The organism is Alteromonas gracilis (assembly GCF_002993325.1).
GTDB classification, from domain to species: domain Bacteria; phylum Pseudomonadota; class Gammaproteobacteria; order Enterobacterales; family Alteromonadaceae; genus Alteromonas; species Alteromonas gracilis.
The window spans coordinates 1-22,395 of sequence record NZ_PVNO01000031.1 but is presented as its reverse complement, the minus strand read 5'-3'; the positions used below and the strand labels follow the sequence as shown (position 1 = coordinate 22,395).

Annotated in this window: 21 protein-coding genes; 12 read left to right on the top strand and 9 right to left on the bottom strand. The window is 43.7% G+C overall.

What is annotated here, in order from left to right; translation table 11 throughout:
* Positions 1 to 27: 27 nt before the first annotated feature.
* Together C6Y39_RS16735 and C6Y39_RS16730 are read right to left on the bottom strand one after the other, a co-directional pair.
* Positions 28 to 675 (bottom strand): class I SAM-dependent methyltransferase, encoded by a 648-nt coding sequence (locus tag C6Y39_RS16735; RefSeq protein WP_105932376.1) that lies wholly within the window; start codon positions 673 to 675, stop codon positions 28 to 30.
* 354 nt (positions 676 to 1,029) lie between these two features.
* Positions 1,030 to 1,653 carry a c-type cytochrome gene (locus C6Y39_RS16730; RefSeq protein WP_105932375.1) on the bottom strand — a complete coding sequence of 208 codons (624 nt, stop codon included), beginning with the start codon at positions 1,651 to 1,653 and terminating at the stop codon, positions 1,030 to 1,032.
* A 174-nt stretch (positions 1,654 to 1,827) separates the two neighbouring features.
* Here C6Y39_RS16730 and yihA point away from each other — a divergent pair, with 174 nt between their 5' ends.
* Positions 1,828 to 2,463, top strand: a complete 636-nt coding sequence (gene yihA, locus C6Y39_RS16725) for a ribosome biogenesis GTP-binding protein YihA/YsxC (RefSeq protein WP_105932374.1) — start codon at positions 1,828 to 1,830, stop codon at positions 2,461 to 2,463.
* A gap of 387 nt (positions 2,464 to 2,850) precedes the next feature.
* On the opposite strand, the gene polA is transcribed toward yihA, so the two are convergent.
* Positions 2,851 to 5,643, bottom strand: coding sequence for a DNA polymerase I (polA, locus tag C6Y39_RS16720; RefSeq protein ID WP_105932373.1), 2,793 nt, complete (start codon positions 5,641 to 5,643; stop codon positions 2,851 to 2,853).
* 421 nt (positions 5,644 to 6,064) lie between these two features.
* Here polA and elbB point away from each other — a divergent pair, with 421 nt between their 5' ends.
* Complete coding sequence (elbB, locus tag C6Y39_RS16715; RefSeq protein WP_105932372.1) at positions 6,065 to 6,718, top strand: isoprenoid biosynthesis glyoxalase ElbB; 654 nt, start codon at positions 6,065 to 6,067, stop codon at positions 6,716 to 6,718.
* 296 nt (positions 6,719 to 7,014) lie between these two features.
* Positions 7,015 to 8,466: a TrkH family potassium uptake protein gene (locus C6Y39_RS16710; RefSeq protein WP_105932371.1), complete on the top strand. Its 1,452-nt coding sequence runs from the start codon at positions 7,015 to 7,017 to the stop codon at positions 8,464 to 8,466.
* A 157-nt stretch (positions 8,467 to 8,623) separates the two neighbouring features.
* Here C6Y39_RS16710 and trkA read toward each other — a convergent pair whose 3' ends face one another.
* The 4 genes from trkA to def all read right to left on the bottom strand — a co-directional run bounded on the left by trkA (position 8,624) and on the right by def (position 12,860).
* Entirely contained in the window at positions 8,624 to 10,003 is a 1,380-nt protein-coding gene (trkA, locus tag C6Y39_RS16705; protein WP_105932370.1) for a Trk system potassium transporter TrkA, read from the bottom strand.
* Positions 10,004 to 10,069: 66 nt separating this feature from the next.
* Positions 10,070 to 11,389, bottom strand: a complete 1,320-nt coding sequence (gene rsmB, locus C6Y39_RS16700) for a 16S rRNA (cytosine(967)-C(5))-methyltransferase RsmB (protein WP_105932369.1) — start codon at positions 11,387 to 11,389, stop codon at positions 10,070 to 10,072.
* Positions 11,390 to 11,391: 2 nt separating this feature from the next.
* A complete protein-coding gene (gene fmt / locus C6Y39_RS16695) occupies positions 11,392 to 12,342 on the bottom strand; it encodes a methionyl-tRNA formyltransferase (protein WP_105932368.1) in 951 nt (316 codons plus the stop codon).
* An 8-nt stretch (positions 12,343 to 12,350) separates the two neighbouring features.
* Entirely contained in the window at positions 12,351 to 12,860 is a 510-nt protein-coding gene (gene def, locus C6Y39_RS16690; protein WP_105932367.1) for a peptide deformylase, read from the bottom strand.
* 216 nt (positions 12,861 to 13,076) lie between these two features.
* Between def and C6Y39_RS16685 the strand changes: the two genes are divergently transcribed.
* From C6Y39_RS16685 to C6Y39_RS16655, 7 genes are all read left to right on the top strand, one after another.
* Positions 13,077 to 14,150 carry a LysM peptidoglycan-binding domain-containing protein gene (locus C6Y39_RS16685; protein WP_105932697.1) on the top strand — a complete coding sequence of 358 codons (1,074 nt, stop codon included), beginning with the start codon at positions 13,077 to 13,079 and terminating at the stop codon, positions 14,148 to 14,150.
* Positions 14,151 to 14,189: 39 nt separating this feature from the next.
* Complete coding sequence (dprA, locus tag C6Y39_RS16680; RefSeq protein WP_105932366.1) at positions 14,190 to 15,299, top strand: DNA-processing protein DprA; 1,110 nt, start codon at positions 14,190 to 14,192, stop codon at positions 15,297 to 15,299.
* A 1-nt stretch (position 15,300) separates the two neighbouring features.
* Positions 15,301 to 15,777: a DUF494 family protein gene (locus tag C6Y39_RS16675; protein ID WP_025257120.1), complete on the top strand. Its 477-nt coding sequence runs from the start codon at positions 15,301 to 15,303 to the stop codon at positions 15,775 to 15,777.
* 86 nt (positions 15,778 to 15,863) lie between these two features.
* Positions 15,864 to 16,406 (top strand): DNA topoisomerase family protein, encoded by a 543-nt coding sequence (locus tag C6Y39_RS16670; protein ID WP_105932365.1) that lies wholly within the window; start codon positions 15,864 to 15,866, stop codon positions 16,404 to 16,406.
* 45 nt (positions 16,407 to 16,451) lie between these two features.
* Positions 16,452 to 17,057, top strand: a complete 606-nt coding sequence (gene tsaC / locus C6Y39_RS16665) for an L-threonylcarbamoyladenylate synthase type 1 TsaC (RefSeq protein WP_105932364.1) — start codon at positions 16,452 to 16,454, stop codon at positions 17,055 to 17,057.
* Entirely contained in the window at positions 17,054 to 17,986 is a 933-nt protein-coding gene (gene hemF, locus C6Y39_RS16660; protein ID WP_105932363.1) for an oxygen-dependent coproporphyrinogen oxidase, read from the top strand. Before tsaC ends, hemF begins: the two co-directional genes overlap by 4 nt.
* A 240-nt stretch (positions 17,987 to 18,226) precedes the next feature.
* Positions 18,227 to 18,907: an OmpW/AlkL family protein gene (locus C6Y39_RS16655; protein WP_105932362.1), complete on the top strand. Its 681-nt coding sequence runs from the start codon at positions 18,227 to 18,229 to the stop codon at positions 18,905 to 18,907.
* Between the two features lie 115 nt (positions 18,908 to 19,022).
* Here the strand turns inward: C6Y39_RS16655 and C6Y39_RS16650 are convergent, their stop codons facing one another.
* Positions 19,023 to 19,451 (bottom strand): group II truncated hemoglobin, encoded by a 429-nt coding sequence (locus C6Y39_RS16650; RefSeq protein WP_105932361.1) that lies wholly within the window; start codon positions 19,449 to 19,451, stop codon positions 19,023 to 19,025.
* On the opposite strand from C6Y39_RS16650, the gene aroE reads away from it, so the two are divergent.
* A complete protein-coding gene (gene aroE / locus C6Y39_RS16645) occupies positions 19,450 to 20,289 on the top strand; it encodes a shikimate dehydrogenase (RefSeq protein ID WP_105932360.1) in 840 nt (279 codons plus the stop codon). The genes C6Y39_RS16650 and aroE overlap by 2 nt on opposite strands.
* Here the strand turns inward: aroE and C6Y39_RS16640 are convergent.
* A complete protein-coding gene (locus C6Y39_RS16640; RefSeq protein WP_105932359.1) occupies positions 20,286 to 20,828 on the bottom strand; it encodes a gamma carbonic anhydrase family protein in 543 nt (180 codons plus the stop codon). The genes aroE and C6Y39_RS16640 overlap by 4 nt on opposite strands.
* Before the next feature lie 171 nt (positions 20,829 to 20,999).
* Here C6Y39_RS16640 and C6Y39_RS16635 point away from each other — a divergent pair, with 171 nt between their 5' ends.
* Complete coding sequence (locus C6Y39_RS16635; RefSeq protein ID WP_146128615.1) at positions 21,000 to 22,040, top strand: UDP-N-acetylglucosamine 2-epimerase; 1,041 nt, start codon at positions 21,000 to 21,002, stop codon at positions 22,038 to 22,040.
* The last annotated feature ends 355 nt before the right edge of the window (positions 22,041 to 22,395 follow it).

Genomic DNA, 22,395 nt, shown 5'->3' with positions numbered 1-22,395 from the left:
ACAAGTTTAGGTATTCGATGTTTCGCTCTAGCGTTTTCTCATTAAAACGACATCGTTTTCCGGAAAACTGACATCTAACCCATCTCTACGCGCTAAAAACTCGAAAGTAGCCACACTGAAAAAACTAACGTGAGTTATATCATTCTTATAGTGCCAATTAGCGAAGCGCGCTTTATCAATCACCCGTTTTGTCATAATGGCAAGTACACCTTCGGTGGCTAGAAGTGTGGTAAGCAACGCCCATTCCTTATGAGGAGTATGAAAGTGCTCTATAGCTTCTGTACATGTAATGATGTTGTAGTGCTGATCTAGCGCTTGAGGCGTATTTGCATAGAAGGGGTCGTAAGTGTTCATTTGAATACCTTCATCTTCTAGCATGCTTGCTAAAACGGGGGCAGGGCCACAGCCGAAATCTAATCCTCGTAATTCTTCGCTGCTTAACTCTTTGATAATGGGCATTAGCGGTATCACAAGCTTTCTTAAAAACGTTTTGTAACCTTCGTCTTCAAAATTATTTTCATGCAGATCATATTCTTGTTTTTCCTGCTCTTTAGATGGCAAGTAATCAGGAGAAACATAGACTAAGCTGCAATGGTGGCATTGAAGGTAGTCACGTTTTTTATCACTGTGATAATGAGACGGTGGTGTAGAGCTTAAACATAAAGGGCATGACATAAAAAAGCGGGTAATTTACGAAGTACTAGAAAAAGAAAAAGGTGATGGTTTTCACCATCACCTTGCATTGTATGAGTGTCAATGACACCTCTCCCGTTATACACATCTATGTGTATCTGGCTTCCCTAGCTGTGCTCCCCTTATTTTTTTTGTTAGCAGAGCTGTATTGTTGTTTTTGGCCCTCGTGGCTCTTTATCCCGTCTTCCATGCTGCATTTTTATTATTATTCTTGTTATTTAGCCTGTAGGTTTTCAAAGGCCCCTACAAACTACGCCGTTAGATTACACGAATAATTTCAAAATACAACTTTTTCGGTAACAAAATTTTAACAACAAAGTTTAAAAACGGTCACGCTTAGTGTAAGCCCGCGATATAGTTAGATAAAATCTCGATATCTTCATCGGTTAATTTCATTGCGATATCACGCATCATGCCATTCATGTCGTTATGACGCTGACCTGAACGGAATGCTTTAAGCTGTGAGGCTGTGTAAGTTGCGTGTTGACCGCTGATGTCAGGGAAGCCAGCTAAGCCCATACCGTTACCTTTCGGTCCGTGACACGCGATACACGCTGTTACGCCTCTCGGCTCGTCGCCGCCTTGGTAAAGCGCACGTCCAGCTTCAACGTACTGCTCAGGTGTTTCGCCGGCTTTTGGCTCTTGACTCGAGAAGTAAGCCGCTAAGTCTTTCATGTCTTGTTCTGAAAGTGGAGCAGCCATACCGTTCATAACAGCGTTGTTACGACCTTCTTCACCGCCAGTTTGAGAGGCTAGTTTAAATTCGGTTAATTGTTTAACGATGTACTTCTCATGCTGACCAGCAAGTTTTGGGTTCATGTCAATCATGCTGTTGCCATCAGGGCCATGACAGGCTGCACACACTGCAGATTTCGCTTTTCCTGCCTCGGCATCGCCTTCTGCTATCGCAGTTGCGCTTAAACCTAAAGACATACATACCAACAAACACAGTTTTTTCATAATAAATCTCTTAAATGGATCCAACGGCTCGCGTGATATACGTGATATCATGCGTATTTTACACATTTAACGCGTCAGAAAAACCTATTCCATGATAAAACTATGGTTTTTAGCTGGTTTATTCATTAAATAACTGTAAACCAAAGGTTGTGACGCATGTTGAGGTTATTCTAGATGTCGTACTACACCAAAGCAAAATTCTTTACGAGTGCACCAGACATTCGTCACTTGAAAAATGATACTGGCATTGAAGTCGCCTTCGCGGGTCGTTCTAATGCTGGGAAATCAAGCGCACTTAATACCCTTACTCGTCAAAGAAACTTAGCGAGAACGAGTAAGACGCCAGGTCGAACCCAATTAATCAACGTATTTGAATTAGAGGAAGACCTTCGTCTAGTGGACTTACCTGGCTACGGCTTTGCCAAAGTTCCTGTGGCAATGAAAAAGAAATGGCAGGCATCACTGGGCGAGTACTTACAGAAGCGTAAATCGCTTAAAGGTTTAGTAGTGTTGATGGACATTCGTCATCCGTTTAAAGATTTAGACCAAGACCTTATTCATTGGGCTGTAGCGTCAGATATACCGGTATTGGCACTACTTACAAAAGCCGACAAATTAAAAAGCGGCAAGCGAAAAGCGCAGCTTCTTATGGCCCGGGAGGCCGCAATGGCGTTTATGGGCGATGTAACCGTACAAACCTTCTCGTCACTAAATAAACATGGTTTACCAGAACTAGAGCGCATTTTAGATACATGGTTCGGTTTAAACAAAAATGAAAGTGGTGAAGAGTCTGATAGCGAAGGGGAGTGATCACTTTTGCTATCTTGATATCAAAGTCGTGTGTTTGAAAAAAGAACGCCCCGCGAAGTGCGAGGCGTAAACTGAGAGAAAACACATAAAAACCGTAGATATAGAGTAGCCAGAATTAGAGAAGTTCAGAAAAAGTAAAAAAAATTATTTTTAAATTTTTAAATCACTGATAATTAAAGGTTATTACTTTTCTGCAGACATAAAAAAACCCCGACAAAACTGTCGGGGTTAAAGCAAAGGTTTGAAAACAGCTTTCTCACCTCTGTACCCTACATGCGTAATATTACAACAACGCACAGAAAAGGCAAGGGTGTTATGTAATTAAATTACCAAATAGTGAAGCATATTCTTACATTTCACTATTAAAACTGTAATCTAATTACCGAATTAGTGCGCCTCGTCCCAGTTTTCGCCCACGCCTGCTTCTACAACAAGTGGCACATTTAACGTAGCGGCACTTTCCATTAGTGAAGTAATAGTAGAAACATAAGCATCTACTTTGTCCTCTTTAATCTCAAAAACCAGTTCATCGTGTACTTGCATCATCATAGTGACATCGTCAGATGCATTTTTTCTTATCCAGTCATCTACCTTGATCATTGCCATCTTAATGATATCTGCTGCTGTCCCCTGCATCGGAGCATTAATTGCGGCGCGTTCAGCTCCTTTTCTGCGGGCTCCATTGCTTGCTTTAATATCTGGCAAATAAAGCCTACGACCAAATACAGTTTCTACATAGCCTTTTTCTTTTGCGGTCTCACGGGTTGAATCCATGTATTCAAGTACACCAGGATAGCGTTCAAAGTAGAGATCCATGTATTTTTGTGCTTCATTACGTGGAATATTGAGTTGTTTCGATAAACCAAACGCGCTCATTCCATAAATAAGACCAAAGTTAATCGCTTTTGCACTGCGGCGCTGCTCTGTTGTCACGTCTTCTAATGGCACACCAAATACTTCAGCAGCCGTTGCCTTATGGATATCCTTACCGTTAGCAAACGCATCTAGAAGCCCTTTATCGCCCGATAGGTGCGCCATAATACGAAGCTCGATTTGTGAATAATCGGCGGCGACAAACTTATTACCCTCTCTAGGAACAAATGCCTGACGTACGCGACGACCTTCTTCATTTCTAATCGGAATATTCTGTAGATTAGGATCGGTTGAAGATAACCTTCCCGTTGCGGTTACTGCCTGGTGATAAGATGTATGAACACGGCCGGTTCTATGATTTATCATCTTCGGTAGCTTATCGGTATAGGTATTCTTGAGTTTTGTTAAGCCGCGATATTCCATAATCTTCTTTGGAAGTGGGTATTCTAGCGCAAGCTCTTGTAGTACATCTTCAGACGTGGACGGCGCGCCTTTAGGTGTCTTTTTAATTACAGGTAGCGACATCTTTTCAAAAAGAACATGCTGAAGCTGTTTGGTTGAACCTAGGTTAAATGGTTCACCGGCTTCTTCATGCACCTCGTTTTCAAGTTCAGCAATACGTGTAGCAAGGTCTTGGCTTTGTTGACGCAGTCTCTGACTGTCAATCAAAACTCCTTCTTGTTCCATTCGAGAAAGAACACAGGCAAGGGGAACCTCAACATCTATCAGTAGATTTTTAAGCTCAGGAATATCCTTCAACTTACTCCAAATTGCATTATGTAATCGAAGGGTGATATCGGCGTCTTCTGCGGCATAAGGCCCAGCTTCATCAAGATTAATTTGGTTAAACGTAAGCTGTTTAGCACCTTTGCCTGCAATCTCTTCAAAATGAATCGTTTTATGGCCAAGGTAGGCGAGGGCGAGTGAGTCCATATCGTGGCGCTGTGCAGTACTGTTCAGTACATAGCTTTCAAGCATAGTGTCGAAGCCTATGCCGTTTAACGTAATGTCGTAGTTAGCTAACACATTCTTATCATATTTGATGTGCTGGCCTACTTTTATTACTTGGTCTGATTCCAAAATAGGCTTCAAGGCATCCAGTACAAATTCTCTTGATAATTGGGCTGGTGCGTCGGGATAATCATGGGCAACAGGCACGTAAGCAGCTTCGCCTTCTTCAATACAGAACGACACGCCAACTATCTCTGCATCCATGTAGTTCAGGCTGGTGGTTTCGGTATCAAAAGCAATTAATTCGGCTTTCGCTAATTTATCAACCCACTCATTAAAGCGATCCTTATCAAGTACGGTTTCGTATTTTGACTTATCAATCTCTACAGAGAGCGAAGAACCACTTTCTTCTTCGTTGTCGTCGTTATCGTTAGCATCTGTACTTGGGGTGTTTGATGTATCACCCCCCGCAACCAGTGCACTCACTTCGGCATGCCAGCGCTTAAATTCATATTCTGCAAACAGATCGCGAAGCTGTTCGTTGTCTGCCTGGCAAGGCATCAGCGTTTCGACATCATACTCTAAGTCTAGATCAACACTGATAGTGGCAAGTGTATAGGAAAGGCGAGCTTGTTCCTCATACTCTTCCATTTTAGCAGCCATTGACTTGCTACCTCGAAAGGAAAGATCGGCAATCTTATCTAAATTCTTATAGATGTCGTCAATGCCGCCAATACCGTTTAGCAAAGCTTGGGCGCTTTTATCACCTACACCCGGGACGCCCGGGATGTTATCAACTTTATCACCCTTAAGGGCTAGAAAATCGATCACGAGTTCCGGTGGAATACCAAACTTAGTATTCACTCCTTCAACGTCCATAATCTGGTTCGTCATGGTATTGATCAGAGTAACGTGTTCGTTAACCAACTGTGCCATATCTTTATCACCCGTACTGATCAGGGTTTCTATACCCTTTTCAGTAGCGTGTTTTGCTAACGTGCCAATCACGTCATCAGCTTCAACGCCTGACTCTACAATGACAGGTAAGCCCATTGCTTTAATGATGGTGTGTAAAGGCTCGATCTGACTTCTAAGCTCATCCGGCATGGGAGGGCGATTCGCTTTGTACTCTTTATAAATATCATCGCGAAACGTTTTGCCCTTGGCGTCAAAAATTACCGCCATATGGGTAGGGTTGTATTGTTTGATCAAGCTTTTAAGCATGTTCACAACGCCATAAATAGCACCTGTGTCTTGACCTTTTGAGTTTGTCAGCGGCGGAAGCCCGTGAAAGGCGCGAAAAAGATATGACGATCCATCGACAAGAATAAATGGGGGCTTTTTAGAGTCAGGCATAGATGACGTTTTTCCAATATACAATATGAGCGCAAGGATGCCACAGCCTTGATTAGATCGCCATATAATGAAGGAAGATTAAGATGGAGAGTGGATCGTTATTAGCCTGTGGATAACATTGTGATCTAAAGTTTAAGGCACAGTGATCCAGATGATCTTTGTCAAATTAAAGATCACCTTTTAAATCAAGAAAAATAAGGGAATGAGACAAAGGTGTGAAAACAGCATACCTGCTACTAAACATTCCATTTTATGTGGATAACTTGGTGAACGTTTATTTTTGGTTTAACCAAGTTGGCCAAGTAATGTAGCATAACCATTAACATTGTATATACGTATTATTAAGAACTTTTTTTGAGCAATTGCGTGTTTAATAGCCAAATTTTTTATAAGTAGATGGCAGGTCGCCTAGGAGAATAATATGAAGCAAGTAGCCGTGATTTTAAGTGGAAGTGGTGTATTCGACGGAGCTGAGTTGCATGAAGCGGTATTAACGCTTTTAGCCATAGAGCAAGAAGGGGCTTCCTATCAATGCTTCGCACCTGATGTGGAACAACTACACGTAATCAATCACCTTACGGGAGAGGTTGCTGAAGGTGAAACACGTAATGTTTTGGTTGAGTCAGCGCGTATTGCTAGAGGAAATATAAAACCGATAGCTGAATGCGATGTTAATGCATTCGATGTGCTTATTTTACCCGGCGGCTTTGGTGCTGCAAAGAACCTATGTACTTTTGCCGTAGACGGCAAAAACTGTGCGTACAATGAAGACGTACTCAACGTTTGCGAAGCCTTTGCTCGAGCGAAGAAGCCCGCTGCATACGCATGTATTGCACCAGCGCTTGCCGCAAAAGTATATGGCAATCAAACAAAGATGACGATAGGTAACGATAAAGATACAGCTGAGGGCTTAAATGCGTTAGGTGCTTGTCACGTCGATTGTGCCGTTGATGAAGTGGTGGTAGATAACGACGCTAAACTCGTTACAACACCAGCTTATATGATGGCGAATAGCATTAGCGAAGCTCATGCGAGTATCAGTAAAATGGTGAGTACCGTCCTTGCCATGAAATGATATCTGTACCATCAGTATTTACATAGTAAAGTGAATAGGGGAGACAAAGGTTTCCCCGTATAGATAATCGCCTTATAATCAAAAATCTATACTCGCGACCATCGCTTAAGCCCAAACTATAGCGAGATGAATGTTTCTAACAGTGTTTTTTTAAACATTCATCCAACTCAAACGGCATAACACGCTAGAAAATGTATAGTAAAGAATCATTTGCCTTGGAGTGAGATGCTCTTTGGCATTGTTCAAAGACACACTGAAACGATTGCGCCATTATAAGAACAAAGGCTTAATAAAAAATGCACTACCGTGCCATTATACGAATACTTGGATTACTGATTGCGCTCTTTAGCGTAACCATGATCCCACCTGCTATCGTGTCGTTAGTTTATCAAGATGGCAGCGGCCTTCCTTTCACCCTCGCATTTATATTGTGCGTTATTGGCGGTATGGCGCTGTGGTATCCCAATCGTCAGCAAAAAAATGATTTAAGGGCCCGTGAAGGTTTCCTTATCGTTGCGCTTTTCTGGACAGTACTAGCAAGTGTGGGGGCAATTCCTCTAATTTTGCTAGAACAACCAAGTATGACAATAACCGATGCTTTCTTTGAGTCTTTCTCAGGCTTAACAACCACTGGCGCAACGGTTATAGAGGGAATAGACTTTCTGCCGCACTCAGTACAATTTTATCGCCAGCAGCTACAATGGCTAGGTGGTATGGGTATCATTGTACTTGCCGTAGCAATTCTACCTATCTTAGGTGTGGGGGGCATGCAGCTCTACCGAGCTGAAACGCCGGGCCCTGTAAAAGACAATAAGATGACACCACGCATAGCCGATACAGCAAAGCATTTGTGGTACATTTATCTTTCAATCACTATTGCATGTGCTGGTGCATATTGGCTAGCAGGGATGAGTGTTTTTGACTCTATTTGCCACGCCTTTTCCACTGTCGCTATTGGTGGTTTTTCAAATCATGACGCCAGCTTGGGTTATTTTAACAGCCCTGTAGTAAATGTAGTCTGTACGGTCTTTTTACTTATCGCAGCGCTTAACTTCTCGCTTCATTATGCTGCGGTAAGCTCACGGTCAGTAAAAGGCTACTTTAAAGATCCTGAATTTAAAGCGTTCTTTATTATCCAAGCGTCGCTTATCGGCATTTGCTTTTTAGTGCTTACGCTTTCAGGCTACTATAGTTCAGCGGAGCAAGCTCTCGACCAAGCAATGATTCAAGCGGTGTCAATCAGCACCACGGCAGGTTTTGCAACAACAGATTTCTCTGTGTGGCCAACGTTTCTACCCATCATGCTTATTTTTTCTAGCTTTATTGGTGGGTGCGCAAGCTCAACGGGTGGCGGTTTAAAAGTCGTACGGGTGTGCTTATTGTTCTTACAGGGCAAGCGAGAAGTTGATAGGCTTATTCATCCTAAAGCCGTTTACAGCGTAAAGCTCGGTGACCGTGCAATGCCTGATAGAGTCGTGGAGGCTGTGTGGGGGTTTTTCTCAGCTTATGCTGTGGTCTTTGTGATAATCATGATTGGTTTGATTGCCACTGGTCTCGACAATCTAAGCGCATTTACCGCAACAGCTGCAATGTTGAATAACTTAGGCCCAGGACTTGGCAGTGTAGCAGCGAATTATGCTGATGTTAGCGATGCTGGAAAATGGATCCTGGTAACAGCTATGGTATTTGGACGATTGGAAGTGTTCTCGCTTCTGGTGCTGTTTTCACCTACGTTCTGGCGTAGTTAATTTTACAGTCCATAGCGCATTCAAATTAAGAGAAAGGGCGATGAGTAGCGCCCTTTGGTGCGTGCTGTAAAATTTGTTTCACCTCTATTTTACCGCCTCTAATAACACTGTTATTAGCATTGATTCGCGTGTTAAATTCACTTCCTAATGTACTGCTCTAGCCAAAGAAAAAAGCGCTTGGCTGGAACAGCTTTTCCACATCACCAATGTATTTCTTATCAACTAAGAACAAGATAATGTGGTCGTTAGCTTCTATTTTTGTGTCACTGTGCGCGATTATTACCTGATCGTCGCGAACAATAGCACCAATGGTGGTGCCTGGTGGTAACTTAATATCACCGATTTGTTTGCCAACGACCTTAGAGGTATTTTCATCACCATGTGCAATAGCTTCAATGGCCTCAGCGGCGCCGCGTCTTAACGAGTAAACGTTAACAATGTCACCGCGACGCACGTGGGTTAATAGGGCGGAAATGGTGGCTTGCTGAGGTGAAAAGGCAATATCTATTTCGCCTCCTTGAACCAAGTCTACATAGGCGCTTCGCTGAATAAGCACCATGGCTTTTTGTGCCCCCATGCGTTTTGCTAGCATCGCTGACATTATATTCGCCTCATCATCGTTAGTAACGGCGATGAAAGCGTCTACCTGTTCAATGTTTTCTTCACTAAGCAGCTCTGGGTCAGAGGCATCGCCACTGAAAACGATGGTTTTATCTAAATTGGCGGAAAGGTACTTCGCCCGCTCTGGGCTATATTCAATCAGCTTTACATTGTGGTTATGCTCTAGCTTTTTGGCTAAACCTGCACCAATCAATCCACCGCCTGCAATCATAATTCGCTTATAGCTAGACTCAAGCTTTTGAAGCTCGCTCATCACTGCACGAATATGTTTAGTCGCTGCAATAAAGAAAACTTCGTCGTCAGCCTCTATCACGGTGGTTCCTAATGGACGAATAGGACGGCCCCGCCTATATATGGCAGCAACGCGAGTTTCTACGTTAGGCATATGGTCTTTAAGTGCAGATAGAGCGTGTCCGACTAACAAACCACCATAGTAGGCTTTTACTGCAACCAAGCTCGCCTTACCATCAGCAAACTCAACTACTTGAAGTGCACCTGGGTAGTCAATAAGACGTTTGATGGCTTTAGTGACCAGTTGTTCTGGCGCAATAATATGATCAACGGGAATATCTTGCTGCTTATAAAGCTGCTCTTGATAGATGATGTATTGCTCAGAACGTACACGGGCAATTTTGGTAGGGGTTTTGAACAAGCTGTAAGCTACCTGGCAGGCCAACATGTTACTCTCATCACTGTTGGTCACTGCTATCAGCATATCGGCGTCTTCTGCGCCGGCTTTACGCAGTACATCAGGGTGTGACCCCACACCAGTCACTACTTGCAGATCAAGTCGGTCTTGAAGTCCACGCAGTATGGTAGGGTCAGAATCGATAACGGTAATTTCGTTATTCTCACCGACCAGGTTTTCAGCAAGCGTGCCACCTACTTGTCCTGCCCCCAAAATGATGATTTTCATTGTTATTATTTTGCCTTCGTATTCGTGCCGGTCTTACGTTAATGATATTGCACAACTATTGAGCTCTCATTCTGCCGACTTTACCAGTCTCGCATAATAGAAACCATCCATTTGTTGTTCACCTGGTTTAATTTGGCGACCAGGTTTTTCAGGTGTTTCAGTTTTCGTTATCGGCGACAACATTGCATCGGGAGTATCTGATAAAAACTGCGCTATTTGCGTTGCGTTTTCTTTTGGCAAAATGGAGCACGTAGCATAAAGCAGGGTACCGCCGGGCTTTAGTAGCCCCCAAAGAGTATCCAAAATACGGCGCTGCAGCTGCGCGAGATTATCTATATCATTGGCTTTACGTAACCAGCGAATATCCGGATGTCGACGAATAACACCTGTGGCAGAACATGGGGCGTCCAGCAAAATCCTATCGAACAGCTTACCGTCCCACCATGAATCAGGGGCAGCAGCGTCCCCTTGTTTAATATCAACCTGATGCTTAAGCCGAGTCATGTTTTCTTCGACGCGTTTAAGACGGCTGGCATCCGCATCCAAAGCCAATACATATTCGGTGTTTGGTGCGCGCTCTACAATATGACCTGTTTTCCCGCCGGGCGCAGCGCAACAATCTAAAATTCGTTCATTTGCCTGCGGCTTTAAATAATGTGCCGCTAACTGAGCTGCACCATCTTGTACTGCAAAGTGGCCTTTTTCAAAGCCTGGCAGGGCGGTGATATCTTCTCTGTTAGTGAGTATGATCGCATCTGAATGCTGATCGCTTAGCGTGTATTGAACCCCGGCGCCATCAAGTGCTTCAGTGAAAGCTGTTAAGGATGTTTGAAGCGTATTAACGCGAAGCCAAATAGGGGCCATTGCGTTTGTTTCATTTCGCACGTGATCTGCATCAGCATCGTAGGCCTCTTCTATGGCCTTATACAGCCATTTGGGTAGGCCACTGTTAATGATGGCATCATCAACTGGTTTGCTAGCAAGCTCTTCACGCTGAAAATTACGTAGCACTGCGTTCACTAAGCCTTTAAGCCCGGCGGCATTTAAATGCGACGCTGCGGCTACCGTTTCACCTACCGCCGCATGCTTACTTACGCGAGAAAAATTAAGCTGATAGAGGCCAAGAAGAATCAAATGCTCTACGACTTTTTTGTTGCCTTTTAACGGTCTATCAAGCAGGGTTCTGAGCCAATGCTGCAGCAGCGGAAGACGACGCATTACTCCAAGCGACATCTCCTGCAACCATGCATTATCTCTTGCATTGTGCCTGCGTTGAACGCGCTCTAAACACTCTCGAGATGATTTACCTTGCTCTAAGATTTGATAGATAACCCACGCACAATCGGCACGTAAGTTTTTTTGTTTCGGTAGAGGTAGTGGTTTCACGTTTAATCCGTTTGTGTCAGACAACGACCTACTTCAAACCAAGCTTTGCGAGCATTGATTACGTCAGAGGCAGGGAGCGCTTTCTTACCAGGGATCTGAAGCGATGTAATACAAAGCGCGTCGCGTCCAGTAGCAACAGTAATGCCTTCTTTATTCGCGCTAACGATAGTTCCGGGAGGAGTTTTATTAGGGAGGGTAACCACATTGGCAGCCCACACTTTTACATTTTGGTCTTCAACCTGCATCCAAGCTACGGGCCATGGATTAAACGCTCGAATATTGCGTTCAATCTGTTCGGCGTCGTCAGACCAATCAATTAAGGCTTCTTCTTTAGACAGCTTCTTGGCGTAGGTTGCCTGCGTATCATCTTGCTTCATAGGAGAATAACTTTCGAAGTCATTGACTACATCTACTAAGGCTTTAGGTCCAAGTTCGGCAAGTTTGTCGTACATGGTCGCGCTAGTATCGTTAGCGGCAATGGGCAACGTTGCTATGTGTAGCATGTCACCTGTGTCCAAGCCTTCGTCCATCTGCATTATAGTTACACCGGTTTCAGCATCTCCCGCCCAGATAGCACGTTGAATCGGCGCTGCACCTCGCCACTTAGGCAAAATTGAACCGTGTACGTTGATACACCCGAGTCTGGGCGCATTAAGCACCGCCGTTGGGAGTAACAGACCATAGGCAACAACAACCATTAAGTCGGCGTTAAGGGCAGCAAGTTCTTGCTGTGCATCTTCGACTTTTAAAGAGTGGGGTTGATAAACAGGAATGTTACTTTCTTCTGCAAGTACTTTAACAGGGCTGGCTGTTAGCTTTTTACCACGTCCGGCAGGTCTGTCTGGCTGTGTGTAAACCGCAACAACCTCGTGCTCACTATCAAGTAGTGCCGATAAATGTTTAGCTGCAAAATCCGGAGTACCGGCAAAAATGACTTTCAATGGCGCTGTCACGTTAATCCTTAAGCTTTAGCTGCAAGACGTGCTTCTTTCTCAAGCTTTTTGCGAATGCGTTGGCGCTTGAGCGGAGAAAGATAGTCGATAAACAACTTACCCTTTAAATGATCGAGTTCGTGCTGAATACAAATGGCCAGCAGCCCTTCAGCATCTAGCTCAAACGACTCGCCATTCTGATCTAAGGCTTTAACGGTAATCGCTTCTGCTCGCTCAACCTTGGCGTAGTTGCCCGGCACAGATAAACAACCTTCTTCACTAATTGTCGAACCATCTTTGCGAATGATTTCTGGGTTGATAAACACGCGTGGCTCGTTTTGATCTTCCGATACGTCCATTACAACAACTTGAACATGGCGGTTAACTTGCGTAGCTGCAAGGCCAATTCCGTTCTCGTCTTTCATGGTTTCGAACATATCCGATACCAGTTGTTTAATTTCGTCGTTAACCTCTTCGACGGGTTTTGCTGCCGTACGAAGACGCTCATCAGGAAAACTTAATACGTCTAAAATTGCCATTTCTCGCTTACTTCACCTTTTCGCTGTATAAATTCATATACGATCTAATTGCCAGCACGCTTTACAGTGCCTATTAAGTTACTATTCTAACGTATATCGGTTACTTTCGTGCAGTTTTTTGCCGAAGACCTATAAGAATAACAACTTTTGCCGATATAGTGCTATTGTGCGAAAAAGCAACAAAAAGAGATAGTGAATAATTTGCAGGTGGTTAATTTGAAAAAACGATTAATAGGCGCTCGTCGCGGCGCAATATTACTTATTTGTGCATTGTTGTCGTTACCTGCATTTGCGCTTCAGCTCAAAGAGACAGCACCGGAAACCTATACGGTGAAGCGTGGGGATACACTTTGGGCTATAGCAAATATCTTCCTTAACGAGCCTTGGCTTTGGCCTGAGTTATGGCGTACCAATACGCAAATAGATAACCCTCACTTAATCTATCCAGGCGATGTAATTGTTGTTGGTTTTGTTGATGGTGAGCCTGTTTTAACGGTGAAACGAGACAAACCCACTTACAAACTTTCACCATCCACAGACAGACGACTTAAACCAAAGCCGGTAGACGTCCTCTCTTGGACAACGCTCTCTCCGTTTATCAGGCAGCACATGCTTCTTGAAGAAGGCGCCTATAAAGCGCTGCCTAAATTGTTGGGTAATCAAGACGGAAACGTGAGATTTGCATCGGACGATTTTGTCCTCAGTCAACAGCAATTCAGTACTGACGATCAGTTTAGGGTAGTGAGAAAGCACGCTACTATAAAAAATCTAGACGGAGAGATATTGGGTATTCAAGTTACTCACGTATCTTCGGCTTCGTTGGTAGAAAATGGGCAAGCTGACGATAGTATGTTGCTTTTTATTGATGATGCGGATCAGGAAGCAAAGCGTGGCGATAAGCTAATGGCGGGTGGGTTCGAACATCCCGATAGCTTTGAACTGGTTCCAGCTAAATCGCAAAGAGGAGCAGTAGTTGGCGACTTACACGAATACGATTTACTTGGTAAATACGATGTTGTCATCCTCGACTTGGGCTCCGTTGATGTTTCACCTGGCACCGTCTTAGGAGTTTACGCTCAAGGGCCAGCTATTATTGACGAAGAAAGCCCGCGTTATGTCGACGAGCCTGGCGCGAGAAGCGGCGGAGAATGGTTTATCGATACGGTATCACAGCCCGCACTCAAAGTTGGCGAAGTCGTAGTATTTAAAACATTTGATGCGGCAAGTTATGGATTAATAACGCGAGCGAATAAAGGAATTAAGCGCGGCTTCATAGTGGCGAAACCTTAATGCTTTTTTAAGTTCATTGTCGCTCACTAAGGAGCGATGATGAACTTACAGCTAACCCCCCCCGATAGTATGCAGTTACCGTGGGTTAAACTTGCTTCTGCACAGCGCGTTTCGCCAAAGAGTTGGCTAGAAGTGCTGGAGCGCTACCAGCTTTCTCCCCATGAGCTTTTAAAAGAAAACACAGCCCTTTGCGAAAAAACAAAAGCGCTTATCGGTCAAATATCACAACCGTATGTCGATGCTGCGTTCAAATGGAAAGAAGCCGGTCAAAATAGACATATCATCACCTTAGACTCGCCATTTTATCCAGCCTTACTCAAACAACTGGACAGCCCCCCATTAGTATTATTTGCTACGGGCAATTTAGAACTGTTAGGGCAAAAACAAATCGCAGTGGTAGGTAGTCGGCGAGCCAGCCATCAAGGCAGACGTATTGCTAATGACTTTTCTCTGAGCTTATCTAATAACGGAGTGGTTGTGACAAGTGGTCTCGCGATGGGAATAGATAGCGCTGCACACCAAGGCGCTATGGCAGGGAGCACAGGCACTATTGCAGTTATGGGGACTGGGCCTGATAAAGTTTATCCAGCTAAAAATATTAAGATACTTAATGATATTAACCATAATGGGGGGTTAAGCATTACAGAGTTTTTCCCCGGTCTGGGACCTAAGCCTTGGCACTTTCCTCGTCGCAATCGAATAATTGCGGCATTATCTCTCGGAACCTTAGTGGTAGAGGCAAAAATTAAAAGCGGTACCTTGATAACTGCAAATTTGGCCGCAGATCTGGGGCGAGAAGTATTCGCTGTGCCAGGAAATATCTTTCACGCGTATTCGGAAGGTTGCCACTGGTTAATCCAGCAAGGCGCAAAATTAGTAACTACTAGTAACGATATTCTCGAAGAAATTGAGGTTTATCCCGAGCAGATAAGCTTAGGCATAGATGAACAAGACGAAAAAAGTGCAGCGAATAGCTTGGCAACCGATAAATTATTAGCTAGTGTGGATTATGACATCACCGCTATTGATGTCATAGCCCAGCGCAATGCCTTATCTGTATCGCAAGCAATGGCATCACTATTAGAATATGAGTTGCGTGGTTTAGTAGCCGCTGTCCCTGGTGGTTACGTTAAATTGAGGGGAAAATAATATGTTCGATATCCTCATGTATCTGTTTGAAAACTTCATTCACAGTGAAACGGAAATTCGTGTTGATCAAGACGAGTTAACGGAAGAGCTTGTGCGCGCAGGATTTCATCACGATGAGATTTATAAAGCCCTCGCATGGTTAGAAAAGTTAGCAGCACTGCAAGAAACGGATATTAAACCGTATTTTTGCAAAGGTATCAGTACTAGCTTAAGCCGTATCTACACGCACGAAGAACAAATGCGTTTAGATGTGGAATGTCGCGGTTTTCTTATGTTCTTAGAACAGGTCAATGTTTTGGATGCGTCTACCCGCGAGATGGTAATAGATCGCGTTATGGAAATTGACTCTAGCGAATTTTGTTTAGAAGATCTAAAGTGGGTTGTGCTAATGGTACTGTTTAACGTGCCTGGCAAAGAAAAAGCCTACGCGCAGATGGAAGATCTTTTGTTCGAAGAGCCAGATGGTGTTCTGCATTAATGCAGTCGTAGACTCTGGCATTTAAAAAACCTACATAAGAATACGCTGTTAAATAACAGCGTGTTTAAGGCCTTAACGTCTAATACATGTCTAAAATAGACCATTCACTTTTTTCAGCGCACGAGCATGCTCTTGATGATAATTTCGGAGACTGCCCGGACTGCGGTAAACCTCTTCACATAAAGAACAGCAAATCAGGCCCCTTTATAGGTTGTTCGGGCTATCCTGAATGTACTTTCAGCAAGCCACTTCACGATAAGCAAACCACCATACTCAAAACCTTAGAGGGTGTAGCCTGCCCTGAATGCGCATCTGACTTGGCAATAAAGAAGGGCCGATTTGGTATGTTTATCGGCTGTACTAATTTTCCTTCTTGCCATCACATTGAGCCTATAAAAGAAAAAGAAGATACTTTGGTAGATTGCCCAAAGTGTGAGAAAGGCCAGTTAATCTCGCGTACTAACAAATACGGCAAACAGTTTTTTGCGTGTAACCATTATCCGAAATGCCGTTATGTGCTAAATTTCACGCCAGTAAATGAGAAGTGCCCCGAATGTGGATGGGGAGTTTTGATAGATAAAAAAGGGCAGATTCAGTGCCCTCAGCCAACTTGTGGCTTTAAAAAGTAATTATACGAACAACTAAACGAAGAACTATACGTAGAGATTAAAACCATGTCTGATATCCAAAATGGGAGCGTAAATACGTTTAACCCCGTTGAGGCTAGTTTATCTGAAGTAGACCCAGTTGTTGCCGCATTTCAAGCTGGTCGTTTAATCGTTTATCCAACCGAAGCGGTAATGGGTATCGGGTGCGACCCAGATAACGAAGAGGCAGTAAATGCGTTATTAGAGATAAAGCAGCGACCAGTTGAAAAAGGCGTGATCTTAATTGCTGCGAATTACAGTCAATTGCTGCCTTATGTTGACGACAATGCTATTCGTCCTGACAGGCGCACTGATATCTTTTCAAGTTGGCCGGGTCCTAACACTTGGTTATTACCTAAGTCGGCATCGGCACCAGCATGGTTGACGGGCAAGCACAGTAAAATAGCGGTTCGTGTAACTAATCACCCTGTAGTGGTGGCGTTATGTAATAAGCTAGGTAGGCCTTTAGTCTCTACAAGCGCTAACCTTACCGGTCAACCGCCGGCTACCACCACTGAAGAAGCAAAAGCCGTATTCGCCGATTCTGTCTTTTACATTGACGGAGAAGTTGGCGGTGCATCCAAACCCAGTACCATTCGCGATGGTGACACAGCAGAGGTAATAAGAGCATGACATCAGCAGAATTACTGGATGGCAAAAACGCCGCCGAAGTCATTGAACAGGTAAAAAGCTATCTATTAGGATTGCAAGACACCATTTGCCAAACGCTGGAGCTTGCTGATGGCAAAGGTCAGTTTGTTGAAGACAGCTGGCAACGTGAAGAAGGAGGCGGCGGCCGCTCTCGAGTACTAAAAAATGGTGCGGTGATTGAGCAAGGTGGCGTTAACTTTTCCCATGTATTTGGAAGTCAAATGCCTGCATCAGCAACGGCTAATCGACCTGAACTTGCAGGGCGAAATTTTCAGGCGATGGGCGTATCTCTTGTAATTCACCCGCATAACCCGTATATCCCAACATCCCACGCTAATGTTCGCTTTTTTATTGCTGAAAAAGAAGGCGAAGCACCTATTTGGTGGTTCGGTGGTGGCTTTGATTTAACACCATTCTATCCGTTTAAAGACGATGTCGCGCATTGGCACAATACAGCGAAGAAGTTGTGTAAGCCATTTGGCGAGGATGTGTATCCTAAGTACAAAAAGTGGTGCGACGACTATTTTTACTTAAAGCATCGCAACGAAACCCGCGGCGTTGGCGGCTTATTTTTTGATGATCTTAACGAATGGGGCTTTGAACAGTCATTTGCATTTATGCAAGCAGTCGGCAATGGGTTTATCGATGCTTACGTTCCCATTGTCGAGCGCCGCAAGCACACTGATTACGGCGAAAGAGAGCGTGATTTTCAGCTTTATCGAAGAGGTCGCTACGTTGAGTTTAATCTTGTGTTTGACCGCGGCACCTTATTTGGTTTGCAAACTGGTGGGCGTACGGAATCCATATTAATGTCGATGCCGCCGCTAGCCCGCTGGGAGTATTGCTATTCACCTGCACCAGGTAGCGCTGAAGCTAAGTTAACAGACTGGTTAAAGCCTACTGACTGGTAACGCGCCGCAAACGAGACGCTATCGGGGTTTAAAACTTACTCACTACCGCAATAGTTAAACACTGATTTCAATGACTTAAAATGCGCCGTGTAATATCTTTACACGGCGTTTTTTGATCTACATCAATACTGAATATCATCAGTGTTTCAGTAGCTTACCAACCTTGCGCTGGATCAATGTTTCGCTAAGCGAAAGGCGTAAAGTAGCGCCATCTTAGTTAAACATATAAAGAGACACATCATGCGCAAACACTTTTTATCTGCATCTGCACTTTGTCTTACACTTGCTGCACTTTCACCTTTAGCCAGCGCTCATCAACAGGGCGACTGGATTGTTCGAGGCGGTCTTACGACGGTAGCTCCGGATGAATCAACGTCTAACATCGTGGCCGGTGGGACGGATCTTGGCGTTGCACTTAATATTGGCAACGATACCCAGTTAGGTTTAAACGCTGCGTACTTTATTACCGACAATATCAACATAGAACTTTTGGCAGCAACGCCATTTAAGCATGATGTTAACTTTTCCGTTGCCGATCCATTAGGTACGGGTAATCAGCTTGGTGAGGTAACACACTTACCGCCAACATTGACGGCTAACTATTACTTCAATGATGCAAGCTCGGCGTTTCAGCCTTACGTTGGTGCAGGTATTAACTATACCTTTATCTTTGACGAGGAATTTACGGGTGCAAATGAAACTGCGGGTTTAAGTGACCTCTCGTTAGATAACTCATTTGGCTTATCTGCCCAAATAGGTATGGATTACCAAATTGATAAAAAGTGGCATGTAAACGCATCGGTTCGCTATATAGACATTGATACTGAAGCCACATTTAAAGTGGGCGAGGCATCTGGCACTGTAAACGATATTGAAATAGACCCGTGGGTTTATACACTATCTGTAGGTTACACTTTCTAAGGTTTTACTACTGATAAGTTAGGCTTTCACAATTGCACTACTTTATGCGCCACAAAGAGCGTAGACAGTACAGGGGACTTGCGCGTTAAAAGGTCAATCCTTTCTACGCGCTTTTTTACTGTGTGTTCACCATGTGTTCGGCAAGTTGACCAAGTGCGTCGATTAACTGTTGGGCTAAAGTAATATCATCAACAGTTTTAAACATGGCTTTTTTCATACAGTACATCCACTGTGCCTTCAACTCGGGTGTTACTGTGTAGGGAAGGTGACGCGCGCGCAGACGCGGGTGACCAAACTGCTGCTGATAATCATCAGGGCCGCCCAGCCATAAACTCAAATATAGAAAAAACACGTGACGAATTCTGTCTAGTGGCTGAGGGTGAATAGCAAGTAGCTCTTTCGCTAGCGGGTCGGTCTCCATAATGTCGTAAAAAGCATTTGCTAACTCCCGTACTTTCTCCTCTCCACCTATACGTTCATATGGTGTACTCTTTTTAGAACGATTGTCGCTTTTCTTTATATTAAATAAGTCTCGTATTCCCATGAAAAAATTCGCTGTATTCGGAAATCCTATTTCACAGAGTTTATCACCAACTATCCATCAAATGTTTGCAGATCAAGTGGGAGAAAATATTTCTTATGAAAAGATACTTGCGCCTGAAGATGGCTTTATTGAAGCCGCGAAAGCGTTTTTAGCACAGGATGAAGCAGTAGGTTGCAACGTCACCATGCCTTTTAAGCTCGATGCATTCAATTTTGCAAAGGTAGATGATCAGGCAGCTAAAGATGCACAAGCTGTTAATACGCTAATGAAGAGAGAAAGTGGTGAAGTACTTGGATACAACACGGATGGCGTGGGACTGGTAAATGACTTACTTAATAACGGCGTTGAAATTAAAGATAAGCGTGTATTGCTTATTGGTGCCGGTGGTGCTGCCCGTGGCGTCATTTCACCGCTATTAAAAGCAGGTGCCGCTTCTTTAATCATCGCCAACAGAACAAAAGCAAAAGCTGAGGAGGTAGCTTCCGCTTCTTCAAACCCTAAAGTGCAGGTGGTGGCGATAGAAGATATCGCATCTATTGCGCCACATATTATTATCAATTCAACAGCCGCAAGTTTGAGCGAAGAGTTGCCGTGCAGCTTAAGTGACGGTGTTTTAAAGCACTGTGAGGTGGTATACGACATGGTCTATAAAAACTCACCCACGCGCTTTATGAGAGATGCGGCTGAGCTAGGTGTTAAAACACAAATAGATGGGCTAGGAATGTTAGTTGAGCAAGCGGCCGAAGCCTTCTATATATGGACACAAAAGCGCCCTGACACATCGGATATTGTAAAGCGGGTCAGAGATATCGTTGAGCAAAGCGAGAAGCGAAACTAGTTCGCTTCTTCAAGATATTCATCTTTTAATACTACGTAGTTAATGGCAGATTGTTTTAGGAATGCCATTTCAGCGTCTGTGAGCGGTCTTTTCTTTTGCATAGGGTTTCCGACATAAAGATATCCGCTCTCTAATCGTTTGTTTGGCGGTACTAGTGTGCCTGCACCGATAAACACATCGTCTTCAACAATCACGCCGTCCATCACAATAGCGCCCATGCCTACTAAAATTCGATTACCCAGCTGGCAACCATGCAGCATGCATTTATGACCAACAGTAACGTCATCGCCGATAATTAGTGGAAACCCTTCTGGATTTTTCTCAGATTTACGAGTGACATGTAGAACGCTTCCATCTTGAATATTAGAACGAGCGCCGATTCGAATCTTGTTCACGTCACCGCGAGCGGCTACTAACGGCCAAATGCTCGCATCATCTTCTAATACTACATCTCCAACTATTCTTGCAGAGGCATCGATGTAAACGTGCCTCCCTAAAATAGGTGAGACACCCTTAAAGCTATCTACTGATTTATGCATTACACACTCTTATAAACGAAGTAGGAAAGTGAATGATGCAAACTTTAACAGCAAAAAAGAAGGGTTGATACTGATAAGCGCCTAGAGAATCCCTAATGCAAACACCGCCCAAGGAATGTCGAAAAGAAAAATGATAGAGTAATGCGTCATGAGAAATATCGAGAAGAATAGATGTCAAAACGCTATGTGTTTTTTACCGGGCTTGCTTATGCATACCCTATATACAGACCTCTACAAGAAGCAATCAGAGCTAGAGGCGATGAAGCTGCGTGGTTTTTAGAGGATGGGTGTCCTGACCTTTTAGAGGCTGATGAGGTGAGGCTTAATACCGTTGAAGACATAATCGATTTTAACCCTCTCGCAATTTTTGCATGCGGAAATCTCATATTTCACTTTTTACCTGGCATAAAAGTGTCTGTGTTTCATGGATATCCCATAGGCAAGCGAGGAGAAAAGAATAACGAAAAAGATGACCACTTTTCTATTCGTGGGTGGTTTGATATGTACTGTACTCAAGGACCAAGCAGCACAGAGTATTTCAAGAAGCTCGAAGCGAAACATCAATTCTTCAAAGTGTACCAAACGGGGTGGGCAAAGGTTGATCCTTACTTCTCAGACTATGAGAAGCATAATAAGACTCCAACTATCCTCTATGGCACAACCTTTTCGAAGGGAATTTCATCAGCTCCGCATCTTGTTGACACCATAAGCCATCTGGCAAAAAACAAAAATTGGAATTGGCGATTGACGTTTCATCCAAAGATTAGCGACCAAGCGCTTTTGAATAAGTACCGTGCGTTGGCAGACGAACATAGCAATGTTTCATTTATTGATAATGTACGATTAGAAGACTTCCAGCAATCTGACGTCATGTTGTGCGACAGTAGTTCAATTATCCTAGAGTTTATGTTGATGGATAAGCCTGTTGTTACTTATTGCAATACAAACCCTGGAAAACATCTTTTGAATGTTACCGATGTGAATGAAGTAGAGGGAGCAATAGAAACGGCATTGTCTCGGCCTGATGACTTAATGAAAGACGTTAATGACTTTGCTCATTATCATGAAGCATATAGAGACGGACATAACTGCGAACGGATTTTAAATGCGGTTGATGACTTCAATAACAACTATAAAGATAAAATTAAGAAGAAGCCTTTGAACCTTTGGCGCAAGTTTAGGTTAAGGAATAAGCTGAAATACTGGAAGTAGTTGGTATTTTGAGCGTTCAAAACGAATATGACACTTTTTTTAAAATAAGTGTTGACGTGAGCGCTCATTTCCCTAAAATGCGCATCCGCTTCGGGGGAAAAGCAAAACAGCAACCCTTCTGAAGTGAGTCTCTACTACCTTTATAGGCCAGTAAAGACGGGAGTTTAGAAGAAACGCTTCAGAAAATAAATTTTCAAAAAGTGTTGACAACGAAAACTTCCAGCGTATAATGCGCACCTCACTCGGACAGGGTGAATCACTAAGAAGCAACGGCTTCTAGTGAATAGCAGCGACGCTGCTACGTTCTTTAACAATTTAGACAAGACAATCTGTGTGGGCACTCGTTAAGAGTGTC